The sequence below is a fragment of the Salinicoccus sesuvii genome, from assembly GCF_042648145.1.
GTDB lineage: Bacteria > Bacillota > Bacilli > Staphylococcales > Salinicoccaceae > Salinicoccus > Salinicoccus sesuvii.
Map to the genome: position 1 here is coordinate 248,716 of NZ_JBHRWV010000002.1, position 18,458 is coordinate 267,173.

Here is an 18,458-nt window from a genome sequence, read left to right on the forward strand (position 1 = left end):
GGAAATGAAGATACTGATTGTAAGTGACAACCATGGTGAGCACGGTATAGGATATGAAGCATTTGGCAGAAATGCGGGAGAGTTGAACATTCATCTTGGAGACAGCGAGTTCAGCTATGACGATACGGAAATGGCACATTTTGAACGTGTAGCGGGCAATGTCGATAACGACAGTCGTTATCCAGTCGAAGGCTATAATGAAGAGGCGCAAGCTTTTTATACACATGGACATTTCTACGATATCAAAGAGAACCGCGAAATACTTGCGGACCGTGCACGTGAGTACGATGCCAAGTACGCATTTTATGGTCATTCTCATGTGGCCAAAGCTGAGAAAGTCGGAGACATCTACTGTATCAATCCGGGTAGCATTTCGAACTCAAAGGGCGAATTGGAAGAATCATACGCAGTACTCGATACTACGAGCAACATCGTCACTTTCCTGAATAGGGTGCATCAGATGTTGCGTGAAGTCGATTTGGACACGCTGTAGACCAGGGCCACCTGGTCTATTTTAGTAGAAATGATACCATCATGATGATCGTAAGAAGCAGAATGATCCATTCCATCGTATCGCTGTCTTTACGGAATTTAATGGTGAAAGACGTCATGATGATCAGTACTAGAGACGCAATGATAAATATAGCAGATCGCATTTCGAAGTTCGTATATTGTACACTCAAATATAGGATGGAGAGAATAATAAAATAGGTTGCCAAAGACAGTCTGACAGTGTTTTTCATATGTATACTTTTCCTTTCTCTTAATCCTTAATCCAGGAGGGTCTATTGTGAATATACTTTATTTCGATGACGATTGCATTATCTGCAATCGATTCGCCAAAATCATTACTCGACTCGACCGCAAGGATATCTTGCGCTTCGCATCGATAAAAGCACTGGATGGTATTATCCCGAAGCATATTGATTCCGTGGTTTACTATTCAGATGATCTGTATCTTCATTCCGATGCCATAATCGAAGTGTTTGCTGATACGACACGAATTGGAGCCATACGTGGGTTAAAGATTATACCGGTATGCTGGCGCAATGCACTGTACCGTTTCATTGCCAATAACCGCTATCGGCTTAATACGAAAATGGAATGCACCATTGACCATGAAGTCAGAAAGAAAATCATCAGTTCCGACAGTCCATCATGAGTATCCGAATCCAACAATAATCATTATAGAAGGAATGTGTTATGATGATCATCAAAGTCGACGAAGAAATAGAACTCAGAGCAGTACAACAGAAAGATTATAAAATGGTATATGATACAGTCGATCAGAACCGAAGTCATCTTAGAAGATGGCTTCCGTGGGTCGACTATATGAAGCGTGCAGATGATTATATTGAAATCATCGAAGCATGGCAGGAGATCATCGATAACGGTACAGGCTTGCAACTTGGCATATTTTATAGAGGTGAGTTCATGGGCATGTGCGGCTACAACGAAATCGTTTCACTGAGTAGCCGGGGCCAGATCGGGTACTGGCTCACTAAGAATGCTCAGGGTAGGGGCATTGCCAGTCGTTCCATTAGCCGCCTTGTATCCTACGGTTTCGATACACTCAAACTGAACCGTATTGAAATTATATGTGGTGTCCACAACTATAGAAGTCGAGCATTACCAGAAGCAATGGGATTTGTTGAAGAAGGTGTGCTCGCGGATTATGAGTTCCTATATGATCACTTTCATGACTGCATCATGTACCGGCAACTCAAAAAAGAATACGAAGAAGCAAGGTTTTAGAATTCCAAGCCCTTTAGGTGTAATAAAACATTATTAATTTCTCATAGACGTTTGACTTTTGACCCGGAAATTGATTATAATTGTATTTGTTCGATTGGTCCTGGTAGCTCAGCTGGATAGAGCAATAGCCTTCTAAGCTATCGGTCGGGGGTTCGAATCCCTCCCAGGACGTTCATAAAGAACCCCATATATGGGGTTCATTTTTTTATCATCATAATGATATCCGTGTCCCAGTAGCTCAGCAGGATAGAGCGACAGCCTCCTAAGCTGTAGGTCGGGGGTTCGACTCCCTCCTGGGACGTTAAATGGCATGACTTTGAAACTCTGCAACTTTATTGTTGTAGAGTTTTATTTTGTAGTATTTGGTTACGTTATTATTAAAGAACTCTAGGTGTCTATTGAATAAAAGTAGAAGTCATTTAATATTTAAGGTATCTAGAAGATCGAAGGCCAAATCTTTAATACTTAAAGTCCTAGACAATTATCTTAGCACAAAATACATAGTTATATATAATAAACATAGTGAAACAAAAAGCACCGAAAGCTTAGAATTCAAACTTTCCCTCCTATAGATAAAACTTAAAAGCATAGCTACAGAGGTCAGCCCAATCAATAACCAAATTACCGTAAACAAATTCTGCATTCTTCTATCACACCTCTCATATAAGTATTTTTCTTTATTTCTGTTTAGCCGAGAGCAAACCTTAGTAAGAAATGGTTGAAAAATAGAATCCGAAAGTATTGAGGTCAATGTGCAAAGAAGCTTTCAAATTAGTATTTTAATCTATTAAGTTTCTGGAACTGTACTCAAACAACCAAATATCGGGCTTCGAGAGTTTAACGTCAAATTCCTTAAATTCTATCGTTGCATGCCATTGTCCAGTAAATGAAAACTTTATCAATGTGCCATTCTGAGTCAAACTATAGTTGGCCGCACGCTGCTCAAAGCCAACGCCTCGTGTCGTTCCTGTGACAACCGAATTAATCTGTGAAATCGAGACGAATGTCGGTAGCGCTTCTCTGATGTCGCTTGATTGAGCAGAATAAGCGAAAGTGATACTTTTTTCTAAAGTAAACGACCCGTCCTCATCAACCCATTCTTGCTCATATTCTGAAGTATCGATTGGATAGCTGTGTGAAGTAGTCCCTTTTATATCCGCCTCTTCAAACCTTTTATTTTTAGGCACAGTTTCTTCAAAGGGTTGCATATCTTCTGTTGTATCCAAACTTCCTAGAAGATTTGCTTTTTCCACGAGTTCCTCGAGTGCCTTTAAATCTTTCTTTTCACTTGGGTGATCTGTTTCATTTAGATTAATACTGTTGCTAGTGTTAATACTGTTGCTAGTGGCTATAATGGAATAATCTAGTCCATGTTCAGCAACTATTTCTTCTATCTGGTCATTAAGTGTTTTGCTGGTCGTATCCGCTGATCGGTCTAATTTCATTAAGATAGTACCTACACCAACCGAAATTAGGATGCAGAAAAAAAGCACTATTATCAGCCAATTTTTGGACATAATTAACCTCCTTACAGATCCAGCTAATACTAATGGATTTTCTACCTGCATCTAAATATGCAGTCTATCTTACTATTATATAGAAATAAAAGGAAAAATAGTATGTATTATACTTATCGTTTCTAGACGTTTGACGAAATCTACTTCTTTTATATCGGTCTAGTAAAATATTTAAATAGTCTATTCATTGATGCTCGTTAATTTTTTTCCGTAATTAAAATATGGAAATAGATCATTAAACACCAATATAAAGAAATGTCATCCCCCAACTTCAATCCTTATACTAGATTTTTGTATAGATCTGGAATAATTCTGAAATAATACACAAAATCCTCTCTAAATAGTATAAAATGATGTAAATCGCATATACTGGAGGGGAAGCAATGGGAACCTTTGTAGGATTCTTGATATTTTTAGGTGTGGTCACAACCGTCGCTCTGTTCGTGCTTGGTTTAATACGGGAAAATAAAGGTGGGTCGCATTATGGTATGTGGAAAGCATCGCTTTATTCTTTCATAACAACGTGTTTTCTCGTCATCATTCTCGGGGTCGTGAGCAGTGGTTTTAGCTTGGCAAACGTTGCTGCGCTGCTATGGGTTTTTGTCTCTGTCGCAATGTTTGTGTTTATTGCTCTCGGATTGAGAGCCAAGTATAGAAACGAAAACTCCCAGAGACACTTCAAGAGAGTTGGAATTACATTTGTAACCGGTTTTGCACTATTCTTCATGGCTTTTATGGTAGCAAATGAAGTAACGGATCCTGTAGACCAGACTGCGTCAGCGGACGAAGAAAGTGAAGAACTGACAGAGGAAGCGACTGAAAAAGTCACAGAAGAGTCAACTGAAGAAACGAAAACAGAGGAAGAGAAGGTTGCTGCAGAGAAAGAAGCTGAAGAAGAAAGAGCCGCTAAAGAAGCAGAAGAGCAAGAAAAAGAGGCAGCTAAGGAGAAAAAAGAGAAAGAAGAGTCCATCGAGGCTGATAAAGCCAAGGAAGAATCGGTAGAAAAAGCAAAAGCTGAAGAAGAGAAGTCAATCGAAGAAGAAAAGGCGGCGGAAGCGAAAGCTGAGAAAGCGGCCAAAAAAGAAGTAGCACCTAAAGAAGGATTGATTCCTGTCAATCTATACAGGGTTGTTGACGGAGATACAGTCAACGTACTTGACGATGAGGGTAATGAAATGAAACTCAGACTACTTCTGATTGATACACCTGAAACGGTACATCCGAATAAACCAGTCGAGCCATTCGGCAAAGATGCTTCTGCACGATTAACGGATCTATTGAATGCTGCAGATCAGCTATATATCGAATATGATGATGGAGCGAAAACGGATCGCTATGACAGACAACTTGTATATCTATATGCTGACGATGTCAGTGTACATGAAGTACTTCTCGAAGAAGGGCTAGCACGCGTCGGATACATCTACGAGCAACAAAGGTATTTATCTGAATTCCGCGCGGCGGAGCAGAAAGCGAAAGATCAGCAGATTGGTGTATGGTCCATACCAGGTTATGTAAACGTTGGCGGAGAAGGCTTCAATAGTGAGGAGCCCGAAGCAGAACCAACAAGCGAACCGGCTACGAGTGAACCAGCGACATCTGAGCCGGCAACAAGTGAACCAGCTCAAACACCTGAAATATTCGATAATTGCACACACCTGAAAGGAACCTATCCGGATGGTGTTCCACAAGGTCATCCTGCTTATCAACCTAAAATGGATAGAGATAAAGATGGTTGGGCATGTGAATAGAATACATTAGTAGTGATCCTCTCTAGTTAAATAGGGGGGATTTTTTATAAAGATTAGCGTTGTCTGCAATCGAGTGCATACAACGTTTAGCCATAATCACTGAATTTAATAATATTGAGTTTGCAATCCATCAACCTATTAAAACTTTCTTTTTATCAAAAAATCGAGGAAGACACTTCTTAGATGGCTTAAATCCTTCATCTTTCATTTTACAAACCCCGCTCCCTTCTATAAACTTGTAATGAATTTATGAAAAGGAGAATACGCATGAGCAAATTTGACGAACCTATTCTCGTAGTACCGAGGGATGTTCTTTTTAATAATGAGGCGAATGCCTTCAATGGTTTTATCGGCATGAATGATAGAAGGTACAATAATATACTTTCAACTTTCCCTAAGTTCGAGATTAAGCGCCGTGGGGACATGGAAGAAGATCCAGCGTATAAGCAGCTGGTCGGCTATGTTATCATATCTTCCGATAATGGCAAAACACTTGTATACAAGCGTTTATCCGGTGGTGGCGAAGCACGCTTACATGGAATGCTGTCGATTGGTGTCGGCGGGCATATGAACGATGTACCGGATGCGTCAGGAATTGAAGAGAAGCTCTACATCAATGCAGCAAGGGAACTCTCTGAGGAAGTTGGACTGTCCCAAGAGCAGCTTGAGGATATTGAAATCGTCGGTCTGATCAACGACGATGACAACGCGGTCGGTCGTGTGCATATCGGGGTAGTATTCAAGGTGACAGTGGAAGAAGCGGATGTCGCTTCGCATGAAGAAGACACACTCGAACTGATATGGGAGCACGATGCTAAACTGTCTGAAAGGTCACCTTATGAATCGTGGAGTGAACTGATCATCAGAGATGCCTATGAAAGATAAGATCGTCTCCCACCGCAGGTTTCTCCAAAAGATGGAGCGGGATCTGGATCACGACTTCAGCAACGGTGAGTACTCCACCTTCATTTCCAAATTCAAGATGTATGCCGAGCAACAGGTACCGGATATTTCTTTTATGGAAAAATTCTATGAATCGCTATCAAATGAAGATCGGCACGATGAAGTGATGGAATATGCACTGCTGCAGATGAATGAAGGTGTTGGCAATTATGACGTCCATATGCATCACCTCTTGAAATCATTACTGAAGCAAGAGCGCTATTTCGAAGTGATTGAGTTCTCCGATCATCTTATGGAAGAAGATATTCCTCAGCGCTTCCGTATTGATGTTGCGGCATTCAGACATGAGGCGAAGCGAGCAATGGATAAAAAAATGGCGCAGGTCAATGAACCTGAGACTGAGGCACGTGTTGTATCCATTTCAGAATTCGAGCAGATGCCTGACTTTGAAAAGATGGAATTTTTAAGAGGGCTCATTGAAAGCCTAGATGTCTACAATAAGGATATGATACGGAAGGCAGTACCGGCTGAGCACAACTATACATGTCTGACCTTCATGTTGCTTTATCTGAGGGCAATAGAAGATCAAGAGCCGATTAATGTGTTGAAGATAGGGCAGGAAATTGAAGTTGTGCCAGCGGAATTACCGGAACTTGAAGAGAGTCCACTTTTCAACAACGTGCGCCAACTTGTAATGGAAGAAGTGGAGAACCGCATACCTGAGTTCAGAGACGCGGCAGAAGGCATGCTGATGTCCCATGCGGTTCACTGCTATCCAGTATTCCCGTCATTCGACGATGAAGCACTCTACCGTGGATATATGAGTGAGCTGTACGACATGCTTAATCTGGACCATGATTTAGAAACAGATGAGGCAGTAATTGATTGGATCCGGCAAGTTGAACAATCGATGGCTTGAAACCACGTGCGAAATCAAATGTTGGATATAAAAAAGTGATATGTTATACTATATTGGTTAATTGAAATTACGTATTTACGGAGGAATTAGATTATGTCTCAAAAGTGGGAAAAACAAGAGGGCAACGAAGGCGTACTGACAATAACAGTACCTGCTAAGGAAGTTGACGGTGCCCTAAACGAAGCATTCAAGAAAGTATCTAAAGAAGTCAGCATTCCTGGATTCAGAAAAGGTAAAGTACCGCGCCAAATGTTTGAAAAGCGTTTCGGTGTAGAATCACTTTATCAGGATGCACTCGATATCTTGCTTCCTAAAGCATACACAGAAGCAGTGACAGAAGCTGACATCAACCCAGTTGATCAACCGGAAGTTGACATTGAGCAGATGGAAAAAGGCAAAGACCTTATCTTCACTGCAAAAGTAACTGTAGAGCCTGAAGTTAAACTCGGCGAATACAAAGGTCTTGAAGTAGAAGAGCTTGAAACAGAAGTTACTGAAGAAGATGTTCAAAAGGAAATCGACAGCCTACTTGAATCCCACGCTGATATGGTAGTGAAGGAAGAAGGCAGCGTTGAAGAAGGCGATCTCGTTAACCTCGATTTCGATGGTTATCTTGGTGATGAGCAGTTCGAAGGCGGCCAGGCTGAAGGTTATGAGCTCGAAATCGGCTCTGGCAACTTCATTCCAGGCTTTGAAGAGCAGCTTGTCGGCATGAACATCGAAGAGGAAAAAGACATCAATGTCACTTTCCCAGAGGAATATCATGCTGAAGAACTCGCTGGTAAAGAAGCGACTTTCAAAGTCAAAATCAACAGCATCAAATCTAAAGAGGTCCCTGAGCTTGATGAAGATCTCGTAAAAGAACTTGACCAAGATGTTGATTCTGTAGATGCACTGAAAGAAAAACTTGAAAAAGATCTCAAAGAATCAAAAGAGAACGAAGCAGATACTACGATGAAGGAGCAGCTCATTGAGCAAGCTTCAGAAAATGCGGAAATCGACGTTCCCGATGCAATGATCAAAACTGAAACAGACAGAATGCTCCAAGAATTCGAGCAGCGTCTATCTCAGCAGGGCATCAACATGGAAATGTACCAGCAACTGTCTGGTCAAGATGAAAATGCACTACGTGAACAGATGAAAGACGATGCGTCTAAGCGCGTACGTACAAACCTTGTTCTTAAGCAGATTGCAATCGACGAAAACATTGAAGTAGCAGACGAAGATGTCGACAAGGAACTTGAAAAGATGAGTGGACAATTCGGCATCAGTGTGGAAGATATCAAATCTACACTCGGAGACCTTTCCATGCTGCAAGAAGATCTTAAAGTACAAAAGGCAATCGATGTACTTGTAGACAACAGAAAACAGAAATAGTTTGGACTCCAATATCGAGGAGCTCTGTAGCGATATGCTACAGGGCTCCTCGTTTATAACAATTACAAACTAGATATTTGATTTTAATTAAAATATCTAGTATATTTTATTGGACTGAAAAAAGAGGTGTTGAATATGTTTAAATTTAATGAAGACGACACAAATCTAACTTGTTCCTTCTGTGGTAAGGATCAGGAACAAGTGAAGAAATTGATCGCTGGTAGTGGGGTATACATTTGTAATGAGTGTATTGAACTCTGTCATGAAATCATCGAAGAAGAACTGAAAACTGAGAAGACACAGGTCTTTACTGAGATACCAAAACCGCAGGAGATTCTGAGTGCGCTGGATGACTATGTCATCGGTCAAGAAAATGCCAAGCGTGCGCTTAGTGTGGCAGTTTACAACCACTACAAGCGTATCAACCAGAACCAAGAGGATGGCGTGGAAATCTCTAAAAGTAACATTGCTTTGATTGGTCCAACAGGTAGTGGTAAAACACTTCTTGCGCAGACATTGGCAAGAACACTCAACGTACCTTTCGCGATTGCGGACGCAACAAGTCTGACCGAAGCAGGCTACGTTGGTGATGATGTCGAGAACATTCTGCTCCGTCTGATTCAGGCAGCAGATTTCGATGTAGAGCGTGCAGAGCAAGGCATCATATATGTCGATGAAATCGACAAGATTGCCAGAAAAAGTGAAAATACTTCCATCACAAGAGACGTTTCCGGTGAAGGTGTTCAGCAGGCACTCCTGAAAATACTTGAAGGTACAACAGCAAGTGTGCCACCGCAAGGCGGCAGAAAGCATCCAAACCAGGAATCTATCCAAATCGACACGAAGAACATCCTTTTCGTTCTTGGGGGCGCATTTGACGGTATGGACGAAATCATCAAGCGACGTATTGGCGAAAAAGTCATTGGTTTCGGTGGTGCTTCAGGTGCGAACGACAAAGATGAACTGATGGCTAAAGTGCGCCCGGATGATCTCCAAAGCTATGGTCTCATTCCTGAGTTCATTGGTCGTGTGCCAATCATCAGCTATCTTGAGGAGCTTGACGTAACAGCGCTCAACTCCATTCTGACAGAGCCGAAGAATGCGCTCGTCAAACAGTATCAGAAAATGCTTGAAATCGACAATGTGGAACTTGAATTCGATCCAGATGCACTGAACGCTATCAGTGAACTCGCGATCGAAAGAAAGACTGGAGCGCGTGGTTTACGCTCCATCATTGAAGAACGTATGGTGGACATTATGTTCAACGTGCCATCGAACGATGAAATCCGCAAAGTTGAAATCACAAGAGCAACAATCGAAGAAGAAGCAGATCCATTGCTCTTCAACGAAGATGGCGAAGAGATACACCTCAACCGCAAAAGTGCATAATATACGAGAGAGCTGTCTGATTTTTGGACAGCTCTTTTTACTGAAAGGAAGATAGCGATGAAAATAAATCCAAACAATATAGATATTATCATTTCAGCAGTCGGTAGCGATCAATATCCCAACACGGGAATGTCTGAAATTGCTCTGAGTGGTCGCTCCAATGTGGGTAAGTCCTCGTTCATCAACGCTGTGGCAAGTCGCAAGAATATGGCCCGTACATCTTCAAAACCCGGTAAAACACAGACTCTGAATTTCTATAATATGGACGACCAGTTCATCTTTGTAGATGTACCAGGGTACGGATACGCGAAACAGTCGAAGAAATCACGAGAGCAGTGGGGTAAGATGATTGAGAGCTATCTAGCCGAAAGAGAAGCGCTCTCTGCCGTCATACAGCTCATTGATCTAAGACATAAGCCGACAGAAGATGATGTTCTTATGTATAATTACTTGAAGCATTTTGAAATACCGGTCATCATTATATGTACAAAGATGGACAAGATACCAAGGAGTAAAATCGAGAAGCACCTCAAGATTGTACGTGAGGCAATTGATTTCGAGCAAGACGACGTCATGATTCCTTTCTCTTCCCTAGATAAGAACAACATGGCCAAAGTGATGGACGCCATCTCCAAGTTTGTGTAATTTTGTTCACAAAAAGTTCTTAATAATAATTACTATAAATAAGGGTGTAACATGGATTATGACTTTATAATCTGTTAAAATAAGAGTATTGAAAGTGTCCAGAGACGAGGCATAATAGGATAGTGGGGGGCAATTCGGATGCATGTCATTGCATTAAGTCTGAATTATAGAAAGGCAAGTGTGGAAGAAAGAGAGAAAGTAGCGTTCCGAGATGATGAAATTATTCCGGCGCTACACAGGCTGAGAGAGCAAAAGAGCATACTTGAAGCTGTACTTTTGTCTACTTGCAACAGAACAGAGGTCTATGTAGTCAGTGACCAGGTTCATACAGGAAAATACTACTCTCAGATGTTTCTAGCAGAGTGGTTTGGCCTAGAGTTGTCATCCGTGAAGAGGATTACGGATATCAAGGTTGCCGATGAAGCAGTGGAGCATCTCTACCGCGTCGCTTCCGGACTAGAATCGATGGTTCTCGGAGAGACACAGATTCTTGGTCAAATCAGAGAAGCATTCTTTACCGCGCAGACTGAACATACGACAGGAACAATCTTCAATAAACTTTTCAAGGAAGTTATTACTGTGGCCAAACGTGGTCATAGTGAGACAGATATCTCGAAAAACGCGATATCTATTTCCTATGCTGCAGTGGAACTGGCAAAGAAGATATTTTCACGTGTCGATAATCGTAAAGTATTGGTCATCGGTGCCGGTGAAATGGCGGAGCAGTCGCTTTTGAATTTGACATCAAATGGTATCAAAAACGTGACGGTCGTCAACCGCTCTGAAGAGAATGCAGCACGACTGGCCAATCAGTTTAGTGGAAAAAGTGCATCGATTGACCAGCTGGAAGCAGAAATTGCGAAGTCGGATATCGTTATATCTAGTACGTCTTCACGTAACTATGTCATTACAGAAGACGTGATGGACAAAGCCATGTCTAAACGCAATAGCAAGCCACTCATCATGATGGATATCGCTCTACCACGTGACATTGACCCATCAATCGGTGGGTTGGATAATGTATATATGTACAATGTTGATGACCTTCAAGGACTAGTCGATGCCAATCTATCTACACGCCAAGAAGAAGCAGCCAAAATCGAAGGCATGATCGCTGAAAGTATGGATAACTTTGCAGAATGGGTTAACATGCTTGGGGTCGTTCCTGTTATTCAGGCGCTACGTTCTAAGGCGCTGTCGATTCATGAAGAGACTTTCCAGAGCGTTGAAAGAAAGATGCCGGAGATGACTGAGCGCGAACGTACAATCATCTCTAAGCATATGAAGAGCATTATTAACCAAATGCTTAAAGATCCGATCATCTATACGAAGGAAATTTCCGGAGACAGAAAAGCCGGTGAAAAACTCGATGAAATCAAGCAGCTCTTTGGCATAGAGGAAGAAGTTGAGGCAGTCATACAGCAGGAGAAAGCAAAACAACAGGAAAAACTGTCGGCACGAAAGCAGGAGCTGGCAATCGAATAAGGTGGAAACCATATGGATATGATGTTCCGCAGTCATGAATTTATTCTATTATTATACTTTTTGGGCCTTTCTGTGCTAAGCTACGATCTGTTTTTCAGGAATCGGCTTGCCAGAAAGGTTTCCTTTTATCTTGTCGTCACCGCAGCCGTACTTCAGGTCGTCACGCTAGTGTATATTGGGGTGGCACTGGGGCGGATACCGATACAAACAACTTTTGAAGGTATCTATGTGTTTTCAACCCTGATCATCATTACCGGGCTCATTCATTACCGCTGGAGTGACTCTGAGATTGCTTTTGCGCTCTATGTATTTTGCGCATTCGTACTTTTTTCAATCTATACATTTGGCCCGGTATCCTACAACAGGGTGACTGAAGTTTCCGCAATTATGAACGAGTTATTAATCATTCATATTGCGCTTGCCCTGATTGCATACGTACTATATTTTATTTCAGTACTCCATGCCGTGATATATATCATCCAGTATGATAATCTGAAAAAGAAGCGTTTCAATCGTCTTTTCTTTTCACTATTCAGCATTGAAACTGCCAATAAGACGATGGTTCGTACCTTAATCCTTGGTGTATTATCTATGCTGATCAGCATTTTCCTCGGTATCCAATGGGGACTTTATATATATGGAGTCGAGATATTCAAAGACTTCAAGGTGCTCGGTACGTTGTTCGTCATACTACTTTATGCCGGACTATTCGTCTATTTGAAAACAAAACGTAGCACTTACCGTTTTGCTTGGTTCAACATCATAATTTTCATTATCTGCATGTTGAACTATCTATTTATTACACAACTTTCCAGTTTTCATTTCTGGAGCTACTAAAGGAGAAGTATTATGAGAAAATTTATTGTGGGTTCCAGACGCAGTGATCTAGCGATGACCCAATCCAAGCAGTTCATCAACAGTCTGAAAGCGCAGTTTCCAGACATGGAAATTGATATTAAGGAGATTGTCACTAAAGGGGATCGAATCGTCGATGTACAGCTTTCCAAAGTCGGTGGTAAAGGACTGTTTGTAAAGGAAATTGAACAGGCACTAGCTAATAAGGAAATTGACATGGCCATCCACAGTCTCAAGGATGTGCCAAGCGTATTGGAGCCGGAATTCACCATTGCATGCGTCCCCGAACGCGAAGACAAGCGAGATGCTTTTCTTTCAAATGGCAACGTAGCTTTCAAGGATTTGCCTGCTGGTAGCGTTATCGGAACCAGTAGCTTGAGGCGTAGTGCCCAGCTACTTGCGATGCGTGACGATGTGGAAGTGAAATGGGTGCGCGGTAATATAGATACGCGTATCAAGAAGATGGAGTCCGAGGAATATGACGCGATCGTACTGGCTGCAGCAGGACTTAAACGTATGGGTTGGTCTGATGATATCGTTGCAGAATATTTCGATCCTGAATCTTTCATACCTGCTATTGCACAAGGTGCGCTTGGTATAGAATGCCGCTCTGATGACAGAGAACTAATCGAAATGCTCGGCGCCGTTCATTCGGATGACGATGCTGCCTGCACGACTGCCGAGCGTACTTTCCTGAGACGCATGGACGGCAGTTGCCAAGTACCAATCGGAGGGTATGCAACCTATGAAGATGGCGAACTCTACCTCACCGGCCTGATCATGCCTGAAGATGGTAGCGAACAGTATGTTGTGAAGAAATCCCATCAGGATCCCAAAACGCTCGGTAATTTGGTCGCAGATGAGATGGAGCGTATTGGCGCCAAAGAAATCATCGATCGCATCAATGAGACACTCTAAACCTGTCGTTATCATGACCCAGAGTAGGCCGATTGAAAGCGATTCTGATGTGCTGTCGCTTGTCCATGCACCACTGATTGCTACGGAGAAGCTCCCCTTTGACAGGGAGGTGCTCGGATACCGTTATGACTGGCTCATTCTTACAAGTCGCAATGCAGTGGAACATTTCCTGCCTTATATAGAAACAGTACAGTTCAACAAATTGGCGACCATCGGCAGAAAGACAAGTGAACGGCTTGAGCAAGAGGGGCTCCAGATCCACTTTGAACCTCGGGACTACTCACAGGAGGGTTTTCTTTCAGATTTCCCTGTAGAAGAAGGTATGCGGATTCTTTACCCTGCAAGTGCACAAGCCCGACCGTTGCTGTATGATCACCTTGTGGCAAAAGGATGCGATGTAGAGAAGTTTGCTTTGTATCAGCCTGTCGCCAATAGGGAGTCGAAAGAGAAAATCAGTAAGCTGCTTAGTCAATCACCTGATGCAATTACATTCTCAAGTCCTTCCGGGGTGAGGGCCTTCATGAAATGGTTCAGTCCAGAAGATCTTGGGAATATTACTGTGTCAGCAATCGGACAAGTGACTGCGGATGCATTAAAGGCGCATGGCGTCCACGCCATACAGCCTGATAAAGAAACCGTTGAGGACATGGTGAAACAACTTGAAAGCAGAATAGATGGAGGCATTTAATATGAATTTCGATAGACATCGGCGTCTTAGAAGAACAGAGTTTATGAGGGATATGGTCAGGGAGACAAAAATTTCGAAGGATGATCTCATCTACCCAATCTTTGTCGTTGAGTCCGACGATATAAAAAAAGAAGTACCATCGATGAAAGGTGTATTTCAGATCTCTTTGAATCGTCTGCATGAAGAACTGGAAGAGGTAAAGGCCAGAGGTATTAAATCAGTCATTTTCTTTGGCATACCGGACGAGAAAGATCCAGAAGGCCATGGTGCGTACCACGACCACGGTGTCGTTCAGGAGGCGTGCCGGATATCGAAGAAACTATATCCTGAAATATTAGTGATACTGGATACGTGTCTGTGTGAGTATACAGACCATGGCCATTGTGGCCTCATTGATCCAGAAACACAGGACGTTGACAACGACAGCTCATTACCACTGCTTGTCAAAACGGCAGTTTCTCAAGCTAGAGCGGGTGCGGATATCATTGCACCGAGTAATATGATGGATGGCTTCGTGACGGAAATCAGAAAAGGGCTCGACGATAATGGTTATAGCCATATTCCGATCATGAGTTACGGCATCAAGTATGCTTCGAAGTTCTATGGACCATTCCGTGATGCCGCGGATTCGACGCCATCTTTCGGAGACCGTAGGACGTATCAAATGGATCCGGCAAACCGTCTAGAAGCACAACGTGAACTGGCAAGCGACCTTGAAGAGGGCTGTGATATGATGATTGTCAAGCCGGCACTATCCTACCTAGATATTATCCGCGACGTAAGAAACAAGACCGATATTCCTGTTGTGGCATACAATGTCAGTGGGGAATATGCGATGACACGGACGGCAATTGATATGGGACTGCTCGATGAAGCAGTCATCATGGAGCAAATGATTTCTATGAAACGTGCGGGCGCAAATATGATAATCACCTATTTTGCAAAAGATATATGCAGAATGCTTGATGAAGGGATGTAATGAGATGTTTAAAAAATCAGAAGCACTTTACAAAAAAGCAAAGGATCTTATGCCGGGTGGTGTAAACAGCCCGGTTAGAGCATTCAACTCTGTAGGTATGGATCCGGTGTTCATCGATCGTGCCAAAGGCTCGAAGACCTATGATGTGGATGGCAATTCTTATATCGACTACGTACTCAGCTTCGGCCCTTTGATTCTCGGCCACAGCGATGACAGAGTGGTCAATGCACTGACTGCAGCAGCACAGAAAGGTACAAGTTTTGGCGCGCCAACAGAACTTGAGAATGAACTCGCTGAACTCGTTATAGACCGTGTACCATCTGTCGAAATGATTCGCATGGTCTCTTCCGGAACAGAGGCAACATTGGCTGCATTGCGACTGGCTCGCGGTTTTACCGGACGCAACAAAATCCTCAAGTTTGAAGGATGCTACCATGGTCATAGCGATTCGCTGCTCATCAAAGCGGGCAGTGGTGTCGCTACACTCGGTCTGCCAGATTCCCCAGGGGTACCAGAAGGTACGGCAGCAAATACTATTACAGTGCCTTACAATGATGAAGAGAGTCTGACTGAAGCCTTTGATAAGTTTGGAGATGATATCGCAGCGGTAATCATGGAACCTGTCGCTGGTAACATGGGTGTCGTACCGCCGCGTGAAGAATACCTTGAATTTGTCCGTGACATTACCGAGAAAAGCGGTACATTGCTCATATTTGATGAGGTCATGACTGGCTTCCGTGTCGGCTACAACAGTGCTCAAGGGTATTATGGTGTCACACCAGACCTTACATGTCTCGGCAAAGTGATTGGCGGTGGTCTGCCTGTCGGTGCCTACGGTGGCAGACGAGACATCATGGAATACATCGCACCAGTTGGAGACATCTATCAGGCAGGGACACTATCCGGTAATCCATTGGCAATGACGGCAGGTCTTGAGACGCTCAAACAACTGACGCCTGAAAGCTATGATCATTTCAATAAGCTTGGCGATATGCTCGAAGTTGGGCTGAAGGATATCTTCAGCAAAAGGGGCCAGCCAATTACTGTGAACCGAGCCGGTTCAATGATCGGGTTCTTCCTGACAGAAGGTCCTGTCGTCGACTTCGACAGCGCGAATACGAGCGATCTAGAGCGCTTCAAATATCTATATCAAGAACTGTTGAAAGAAGGCGTCTATCTACCTCCTTCCCAGTTCGAAGGTATGTTCCTGTCGACCAGCCACACTGAATCAGATATACAAAAGACGCTGGATGCTTTTGAGAAAGCACTCGATCGTGTCATTCAAAAGTAGCTTGCTAAATACAGTTTACCTGTAGAAAATAAAGTGTATAATTAAAGAGAATAGATAATTGGAGGTAGTTTGGATGGCCAATGATAAAGATAAGCGATTGACACACAACGACAGTAACATCAAAGGTAAAAGAGAAGAAGATAAAGTCTACATCGAAGGTCAGAACAGGGAAATGATTCAGCAGAAGAAGGTAAGCAAGAAAAATCCGCTTGTCTGGATTATGCCTATCATCATCGTTTTGTTGATCTTCCCACTCATCTTCCAACAGATTAGTGATGGCCACGATGAAGAGGGAAATACAACCTCCACTGATGGATCCGAAGAAGAAACAGAGCCAACAGATGGTGAGCTGGTCGAAGAAGACGAAAGCGAATCATCTGAAGAAGAATCGACTGACGAGAATGAAGTGGATCAAGAAGAAGCGGATATAAACTCAGGTAGTGACGATGCTCAACCGGATGGACCGGATGGCGAAGAGACTGAAGAGGAAGGCTCAGAAGAAGGGTCTGACTCCGATAATGAGGAAGAATCCACTGAAGAAGAAAGCGATAACTAGTACCTCCTACAACCCCGCTGCAGTCAACTGCTCAGCGGGGTTCTTCTATGCTGCAAAATTATTTAGGATATCGAAATAAGTACGATGAAAGGAGCCCAATAATGAAATATATTAATCTGATGCTACTCTTCCTCTCAGCAATCGCTTTGTCTATTTTCCTTCAGTGGACGGGTATGGTCATGCCATGGCTGTTTGGTGCCATGATTGCAACAGTCATATTCTACAGGGTGGTGACGACTGATTTTCATTATCCCAAATGGTTTGGTAACCTTGGGCTCGTCATTATCGGTGCTGAAATCGGATCGACATTTACACTCGAAACGCTCGCAGATATGGCTGAAGACTATATCACAATCATCATGCTGTCGCTTCTCATCATCGGTCTGAGTCTGCTTCTTGCGAGACTTTTCATGAAAATGACAGGATGCACACTGGAAACCGCGGTACTTGCCTCAATCCCCGGTGCTCTTTCGCAAATGATTGTCATGGCTGAAGAGGAAGAGCGTGCAGATTTGCTTCTTGTAACTTTGACACAAATGTCGAGAATTGTACTTGTTGTTATCTTCGTTCCATTCATTGCGAGTTTCACAGCAAACAGTGATGGGATAAGTACTAATGAAATGGTACCGTCACTTACCTCTGCTGCAACGCCAAGTATGCTCTGGATGCTTCCGACTGTTTTACTGGTTATCTATATCATGATGCGAATGAAGTTTCCGGTTCCCTATATGATTGGACCAATGCTTGTCGTGCTCATCTGGAATGTGGTGACTGACTATACATTTTCGGTCAATATTTCGTTCATGTATGCCGCCCAGCTGCTATTCGGTATTCGGATCGGCATCCAGATCTCAACCCTCGTCAATCAGCTGAATGGCCGTCTCATCCTCTCGATGATGATTCAGAACATGCTGCTTATCATTGGTACTCTTGGGCTTGTCATGGCGTTTCTGCTAATATCAGAGCATAATTTTACCAATCTGTTCTTGAGCGCCGCACCAGGCGGCATTGGACAGATTATCATTGTGGCTGTTGAAACGGGTGCTAATATCGCTATGATTTCGAGCTATCATATATTTCGCATCTTTTTCATTCTGTTGGTTGTAGCGCCGCTTATCAATCTTTTGCTTAAAAGAAATAGGAAGCGCCGCCATGCATAGGATGGGTCTTGACAGTATGCGGGTGTTGGAATAATATGAAAGCAAGGTTATAGATGAATGGCAGAAGAGTAGTTTTATGCGGGAGACAGAGAGCATGTGGGTGGTGTGAACATGCCGAAGCATATTATGAACGTAGTCTGCAGAAATCGGTTCTGAACACTTGAGTAGGAACCGACGTTTGATGAGCGTTAATCATTCCAAGTGCAGCATTCGTGCTGAATTTAGGTGGTACCGCGGAGCTTCCGTCCTATGTTTTTAAGGACTGAAGCT

General features: G+C 43.0%; 19 protein-coding genes, 2 tRNA genes and 1 other annotated feature. Of the genes, 19 read left to right on the top strand and 2 right to left on the bottom strand.

Features of this window, described 5'->3' with window-relative positions; genetic code table 11:
* Positions 1-4: 4 nt before the first annotated feature.
* Positions 5-493, top strand: coding sequence for a YfcE family phosphodiesterase (locus ACFOJ8_RS03955; protein WP_380653590.1), 489 nt, complete (start codon positions 5-7; stop codon positions 491-493).
* 16 nt (positions 494-509) lie between these two features.
* Here ACFOJ8_RS03955 and ACFOJ8_RS03960 read toward each other — a convergent pair whose 3' ends face one another.
* The gene (locus tag ACFOJ8_RS03960) at positions 510-743 is read right to left on the bottom strand and encodes a hypothetical protein (protein WP_380653592.1); all 234 of its coding nucleotides are present in this window, start codon (positions 741-743) and stop codon (positions 510-512) included.
* Between the two features lie 47 nt (positions 744-790).
* Between ACFOJ8_RS03960 and ACFOJ8_RS03965 the strand changes: the two genes are divergently transcribed.
* The 4 genes from ACFOJ8_RS03965 to ACFOJ8_RS03980 all read left to right on the top strand — a co-directional run bounded on the left by ACFOJ8_RS03965 (position 791) and on the right by ACFOJ8_RS03980 (position 2,056).
* The gene (locus ACFOJ8_RS03965) at positions 791-1,162 is read left to right on the top strand and encodes a thiol-disulfide oxidoreductase DCC family protein (protein WP_380653595.1); all 372 of its coding nucleotides are present in this window, start codon (positions 791-793) and stop codon (positions 1,160-1,162) included.
* A 41-nt stretch (positions 1,163-1,203) separates the two neighbouring features.
* Positions 1,204-1,755, top strand: a complete 552-nt coding sequence (locus ACFOJ8_RS03970) for a GNAT family N-acetyltransferase (protein WP_380653598.1) — start codon at positions 1,204-1,206, stop codon at positions 1,753-1,755.
* 97 nt (positions 1,756-1,852) lie between these two features.
* A tRNA-Arg gene (locus ACFOJ8_RS03975) sits at positions 1,853-1,926 on the top strand.
* A gap of 56 nt (positions 1,927-1,982) precedes the next feature.
* Positions 1,983-2,056 (top strand) — tRNA-Arg (locus tag ACFOJ8_RS03980).
* Positions 2,057-2,534: 478 nt separating this feature from the next.
* Here ACFOJ8_RS03980 and ACFOJ8_RS03985 read toward each other — a convergent pair.
* Positions 2,535-3,272, bottom strand: coding sequence for a hypothetical protein (locus ACFOJ8_RS03985; RefSeq protein WP_380653600.1), 738 nt, complete (start codon positions 3,270-3,272; stop codon positions 2,535-2,537).
* Between the two features lie 383 nt (positions 3,273-3,655).
* Here ACFOJ8_RS03985 and ACFOJ8_RS03990 point away from each other — a divergent pair, with 383 nt between their 5' ends.
* The 14 genes from ACFOJ8_RS03990 (at position 3,656) to ACFOJ8_RS04055 (ending at position 18,188) form a co-directional block, all read left to right on the top strand.
* Positions 3,656-5,023, top strand: a complete 1,368-nt coding sequence (locus ACFOJ8_RS03990; protein ID WP_380653603.1) for a thermonuclease family protein — start codon at positions 3,656-3,658, stop codon at positions 5,021-5,023.
* Positions 5,024-5,290: 267 nt separating this feature from the next.
* Positions 5,291-5,908 (top strand): NUDIX domain-containing protein, encoded by a 618-nt coding sequence (locus tag ACFOJ8_RS03995; protein ID WP_380653605.1) that lies wholly within the window; start codon positions 5,291-5,293, stop codon positions 5,906-5,908.
* Positions 5,898-6,845, top strand: a complete 948-nt coding sequence (locus tag ACFOJ8_RS04000; protein ID WP_380653608.1) for a hypothetical protein — start codon at positions 5,898-5,900, stop codon at positions 6,843-6,845. Before ACFOJ8_RS03995 ends, ACFOJ8_RS04000 begins: the two co-directional genes overlap by 11 nt.
* A gap of 93 nt (positions 6,846-6,938) precedes the next feature.
* Positions 6,939-8,222, top strand: a complete 1,284-nt coding sequence (gene tig, locus ACFOJ8_RS04005; protein ID WP_380653610.1) for a trigger factor — start codon at positions 6,939-6,941, stop codon at positions 8,220-8,222.
* A 135-nt stretch (positions 8,223-8,357) separates the two neighbouring features.
* Positions 8,358-9,611 carry an ATP-dependent Clp protease ATP-binding subunit ClpX gene (gene clpX, locus ACFOJ8_RS04010; protein ID WP_380653612.1) on the top strand — a complete coding sequence of 418 codons (1,254 nt, stop codon included), beginning with the start codon at positions 8,358-8,360 and terminating at the stop codon, positions 9,609-9,611.
* Between the two features lie 57 nt (positions 9,612-9,668).
* Positions 9,669-10,256: a ribosome biogenesis GTP-binding protein YihA/YsxC gene (yihA, locus tag ACFOJ8_RS04015; RefSeq protein ID WP_380653613.1), complete on the top strand. Its 588-nt coding sequence runs from the start codon at positions 9,669-9,671 to the stop codon at positions 10,254-10,256.
* A 138-nt stretch (positions 10,257-10,394) separates the two neighbouring features.
* Positions 10,395-11,741 carry a glutamyl-tRNA reductase gene (hemA, locus tag ACFOJ8_RS04020; protein WP_380653616.1) on the top strand — a complete coding sequence of 449 codons (1,347 nt, stop codon included), beginning with the start codon at positions 10,395-10,397 and terminating at the stop codon, positions 11,739-11,741.
* 12 nt (positions 11,742-11,753) lie between these two features.
* Positions 11,754-12,578, top strand: coding sequence for a cytochrome c biogenesis protein CcsA (gene ccsA / locus ACFOJ8_RS04025; RefSeq protein ID WP_380653618.1), 825 nt, complete (start codon positions 11,754-11,756; stop codon positions 12,576-12,578).
* Between the two features lie 12 nt (positions 12,579-12,590).
* A complete protein-coding gene (gene hemC, locus ACFOJ8_RS04030; RefSeq protein WP_380653620.1) occupies positions 12,591-13,514 on the top strand; it encodes a hydroxymethylbilane synthase in 924 nt (307 codons plus the stop codon).
* Entirely contained in the window at positions 13,501-14,202 is a 702-nt protein-coding gene (locus ACFOJ8_RS04035) for a uroporphyrinogen-III synthase (RefSeq protein WP_380653623.1), read from the top strand. The genes hemC and ACFOJ8_RS04035 overlap by 14 nt, the downstream gene beginning before the upstream one ends.
* 1 nt (position 14,203) lies before the next feature.
* On the top strand, positions 14,204-15,181 hold the full coding sequence (gene hemB / locus ACFOJ8_RS04040) for a porphobilinogen synthase (protein WP_380653627.1): 978 nt from the start codon (positions 14,204-14,206) through the stop codon (positions 15,179-15,181).
* Between the two features lie 4 nt (positions 15,182-15,185).
* A complete protein-coding gene (gene hemL / locus ACFOJ8_RS04045) occupies positions 15,186-16,472 on the top strand; it encodes a glutamate-1-semialdehyde 2,1-aminomutase (protein ID WP_380653630.1) in 1,287 nt (428 codons plus the stop codon).
* Between the two features lie 73 nt (positions 16,473-16,545).
* Positions 16,546-17,028, top strand: coding sequence for a hypothetical protein (locus tag ACFOJ8_RS04050; protein WP_380653633.1), 483 nt, complete (start codon positions 16,546-16,548; stop codon positions 17,026-17,028).
* A gap of 101 nt (positions 17,029-17,129) precedes the next feature.
* Positions 17,130-18,188: an AbrB family transcriptional regulator gene (locus ACFOJ8_RS04055; protein WP_380653636.1), complete on the top strand. Its 1,059-nt coding sequence runs from the start codon at positions 17,130-17,132 to the stop codon at positions 18,186-18,188.
* 44 nt (positions 18,189-18,232) lie between these two features.
* Positions 18,233-18,441, top strand: a binding site (T-box leader).
* Positions 18,442-18,458: the final 17 nt, after the last annotated feature.

Excerpts from the sequence above, each read along its gene's own strand:
- ACFOJ8_RS04050 (WP_380653633.1), top strand. The coding sequence starts at position 16,546 with ATGGCCAATGATAAAGATAAGCGATTGACACACAACGACAGTAACATC.
- ACFOJ8_RS03970 (WP_380653598.1), top strand. The coding sequence starts at position 1,204 with ATGATGATCATCAAAGTCGACGAAGAAATAGAACTCAGAGCAGTACAA.
- ACFOJ8_RS03960 (WP_380653592.1), bottom strand. The coding sequence starts at position 743 with ATGAAAAACACTGTCAGACTGTCTTTGGCAACCTATTTTATTATTCTC.
- hemL (WP_380653630.1), top strand. The coding sequence starts at position 15,186 with ATGTTTAAAAAATCAGAAGCACTTTACAAAAAAGCAAAGGATCTTATG.
- ACFOJ8_RS03955 (WP_380653590.1), top strand. The coding sequence starts at position 5 with ATGAAGATACTGATTGTAAGTGACAACCATGGTGAGCACGGTATAGGA.
- ACFOJ8_RS03995 (WP_380653605.1), top strand. The coding sequence starts at position 5,291 with ATGAGCAAATTTGACGAACCTATTCTCGTAGTACCGAGGGATGTTCTT.
- hemB (WP_380653627.1), top strand. The coding sequence starts at position 14,204 with ATGAATTTCGATAGACATCGGCGTCTTAGAAGAACAGAGTTTATGAGG.
- yihA (WP_380653613.1), top strand. The coding sequence starts at position 9,669 with ATGAAAATAAATCCAAACAATATAGATATTATCATTTCAGCAGTCGGT.
- clpX (WP_380653612.1), top strand. The coding sequence starts at position 8,358 with ATGTTTAAATTTAATGAAGACGACACAAATCTAACTTGTTCCTTCTGT.
- ACFOJ8_RS03985 (WP_380653600.1), bottom strand. The coding sequence starts at position 3,272 with ATGTCCAAAAATTGGCTGATAATAGTGCTTTTTTTCTGCATCCTAATT.
- tig (WP_380653610.1), top strand. The coding sequence starts at position 6,939 with ATGTCTCAAAAGTGGGAAAAACAAGAGGGCAACGAAGGCGTACTGACA.
- ACFOJ8_RS04000 (WP_380653608.1), top strand. The coding sequence starts at position 5,898 with ATGAAAGATAAGATCGTCTCCCACCGCAGGTTTCTCCAAAAGATGGAG.
- ACFOJ8_RS03990 (WP_380653603.1), top strand. The coding sequence starts at position 3,656 with ATGGGAACCTTTGTAGGATTCTTGATATTTTTAGGTGTGGTCACAACC.
- ccsA (WP_380653618.1), top strand. The coding sequence starts at position 11,754 with ATGGATATGATGTTCCGCAGTCATGAATTTATTCTATTATTATACTTT.
- hemA (WP_380653616.1), top strand. The coding sequence starts at position 10,395 with ATGCATGTCATTGCATTAAGTCTGAATTATAGAAAGGCAAGTGTGGAA.
- hemC (WP_380653620.1), top strand. The coding sequence starts at position 12,591 with ATGAGAAAATTTATTGTGGGTTCCAGACGCAGTGATCTAGCGATGACC.
- ACFOJ8_RS04055 (WP_380653636.1), top strand. The coding sequence starts at position 17,130 with ATGAAATATATTAATCTGATGCTACTCTTCCTCTCAGCAATCGCTTTG.
- ACFOJ8_RS04035 (WP_380653623.1), top strand. The coding sequence starts at position 13,501 with ATGAGACACTCTAAACCTGTCGTTATCATGACCCAGAGTAGGCCGATT.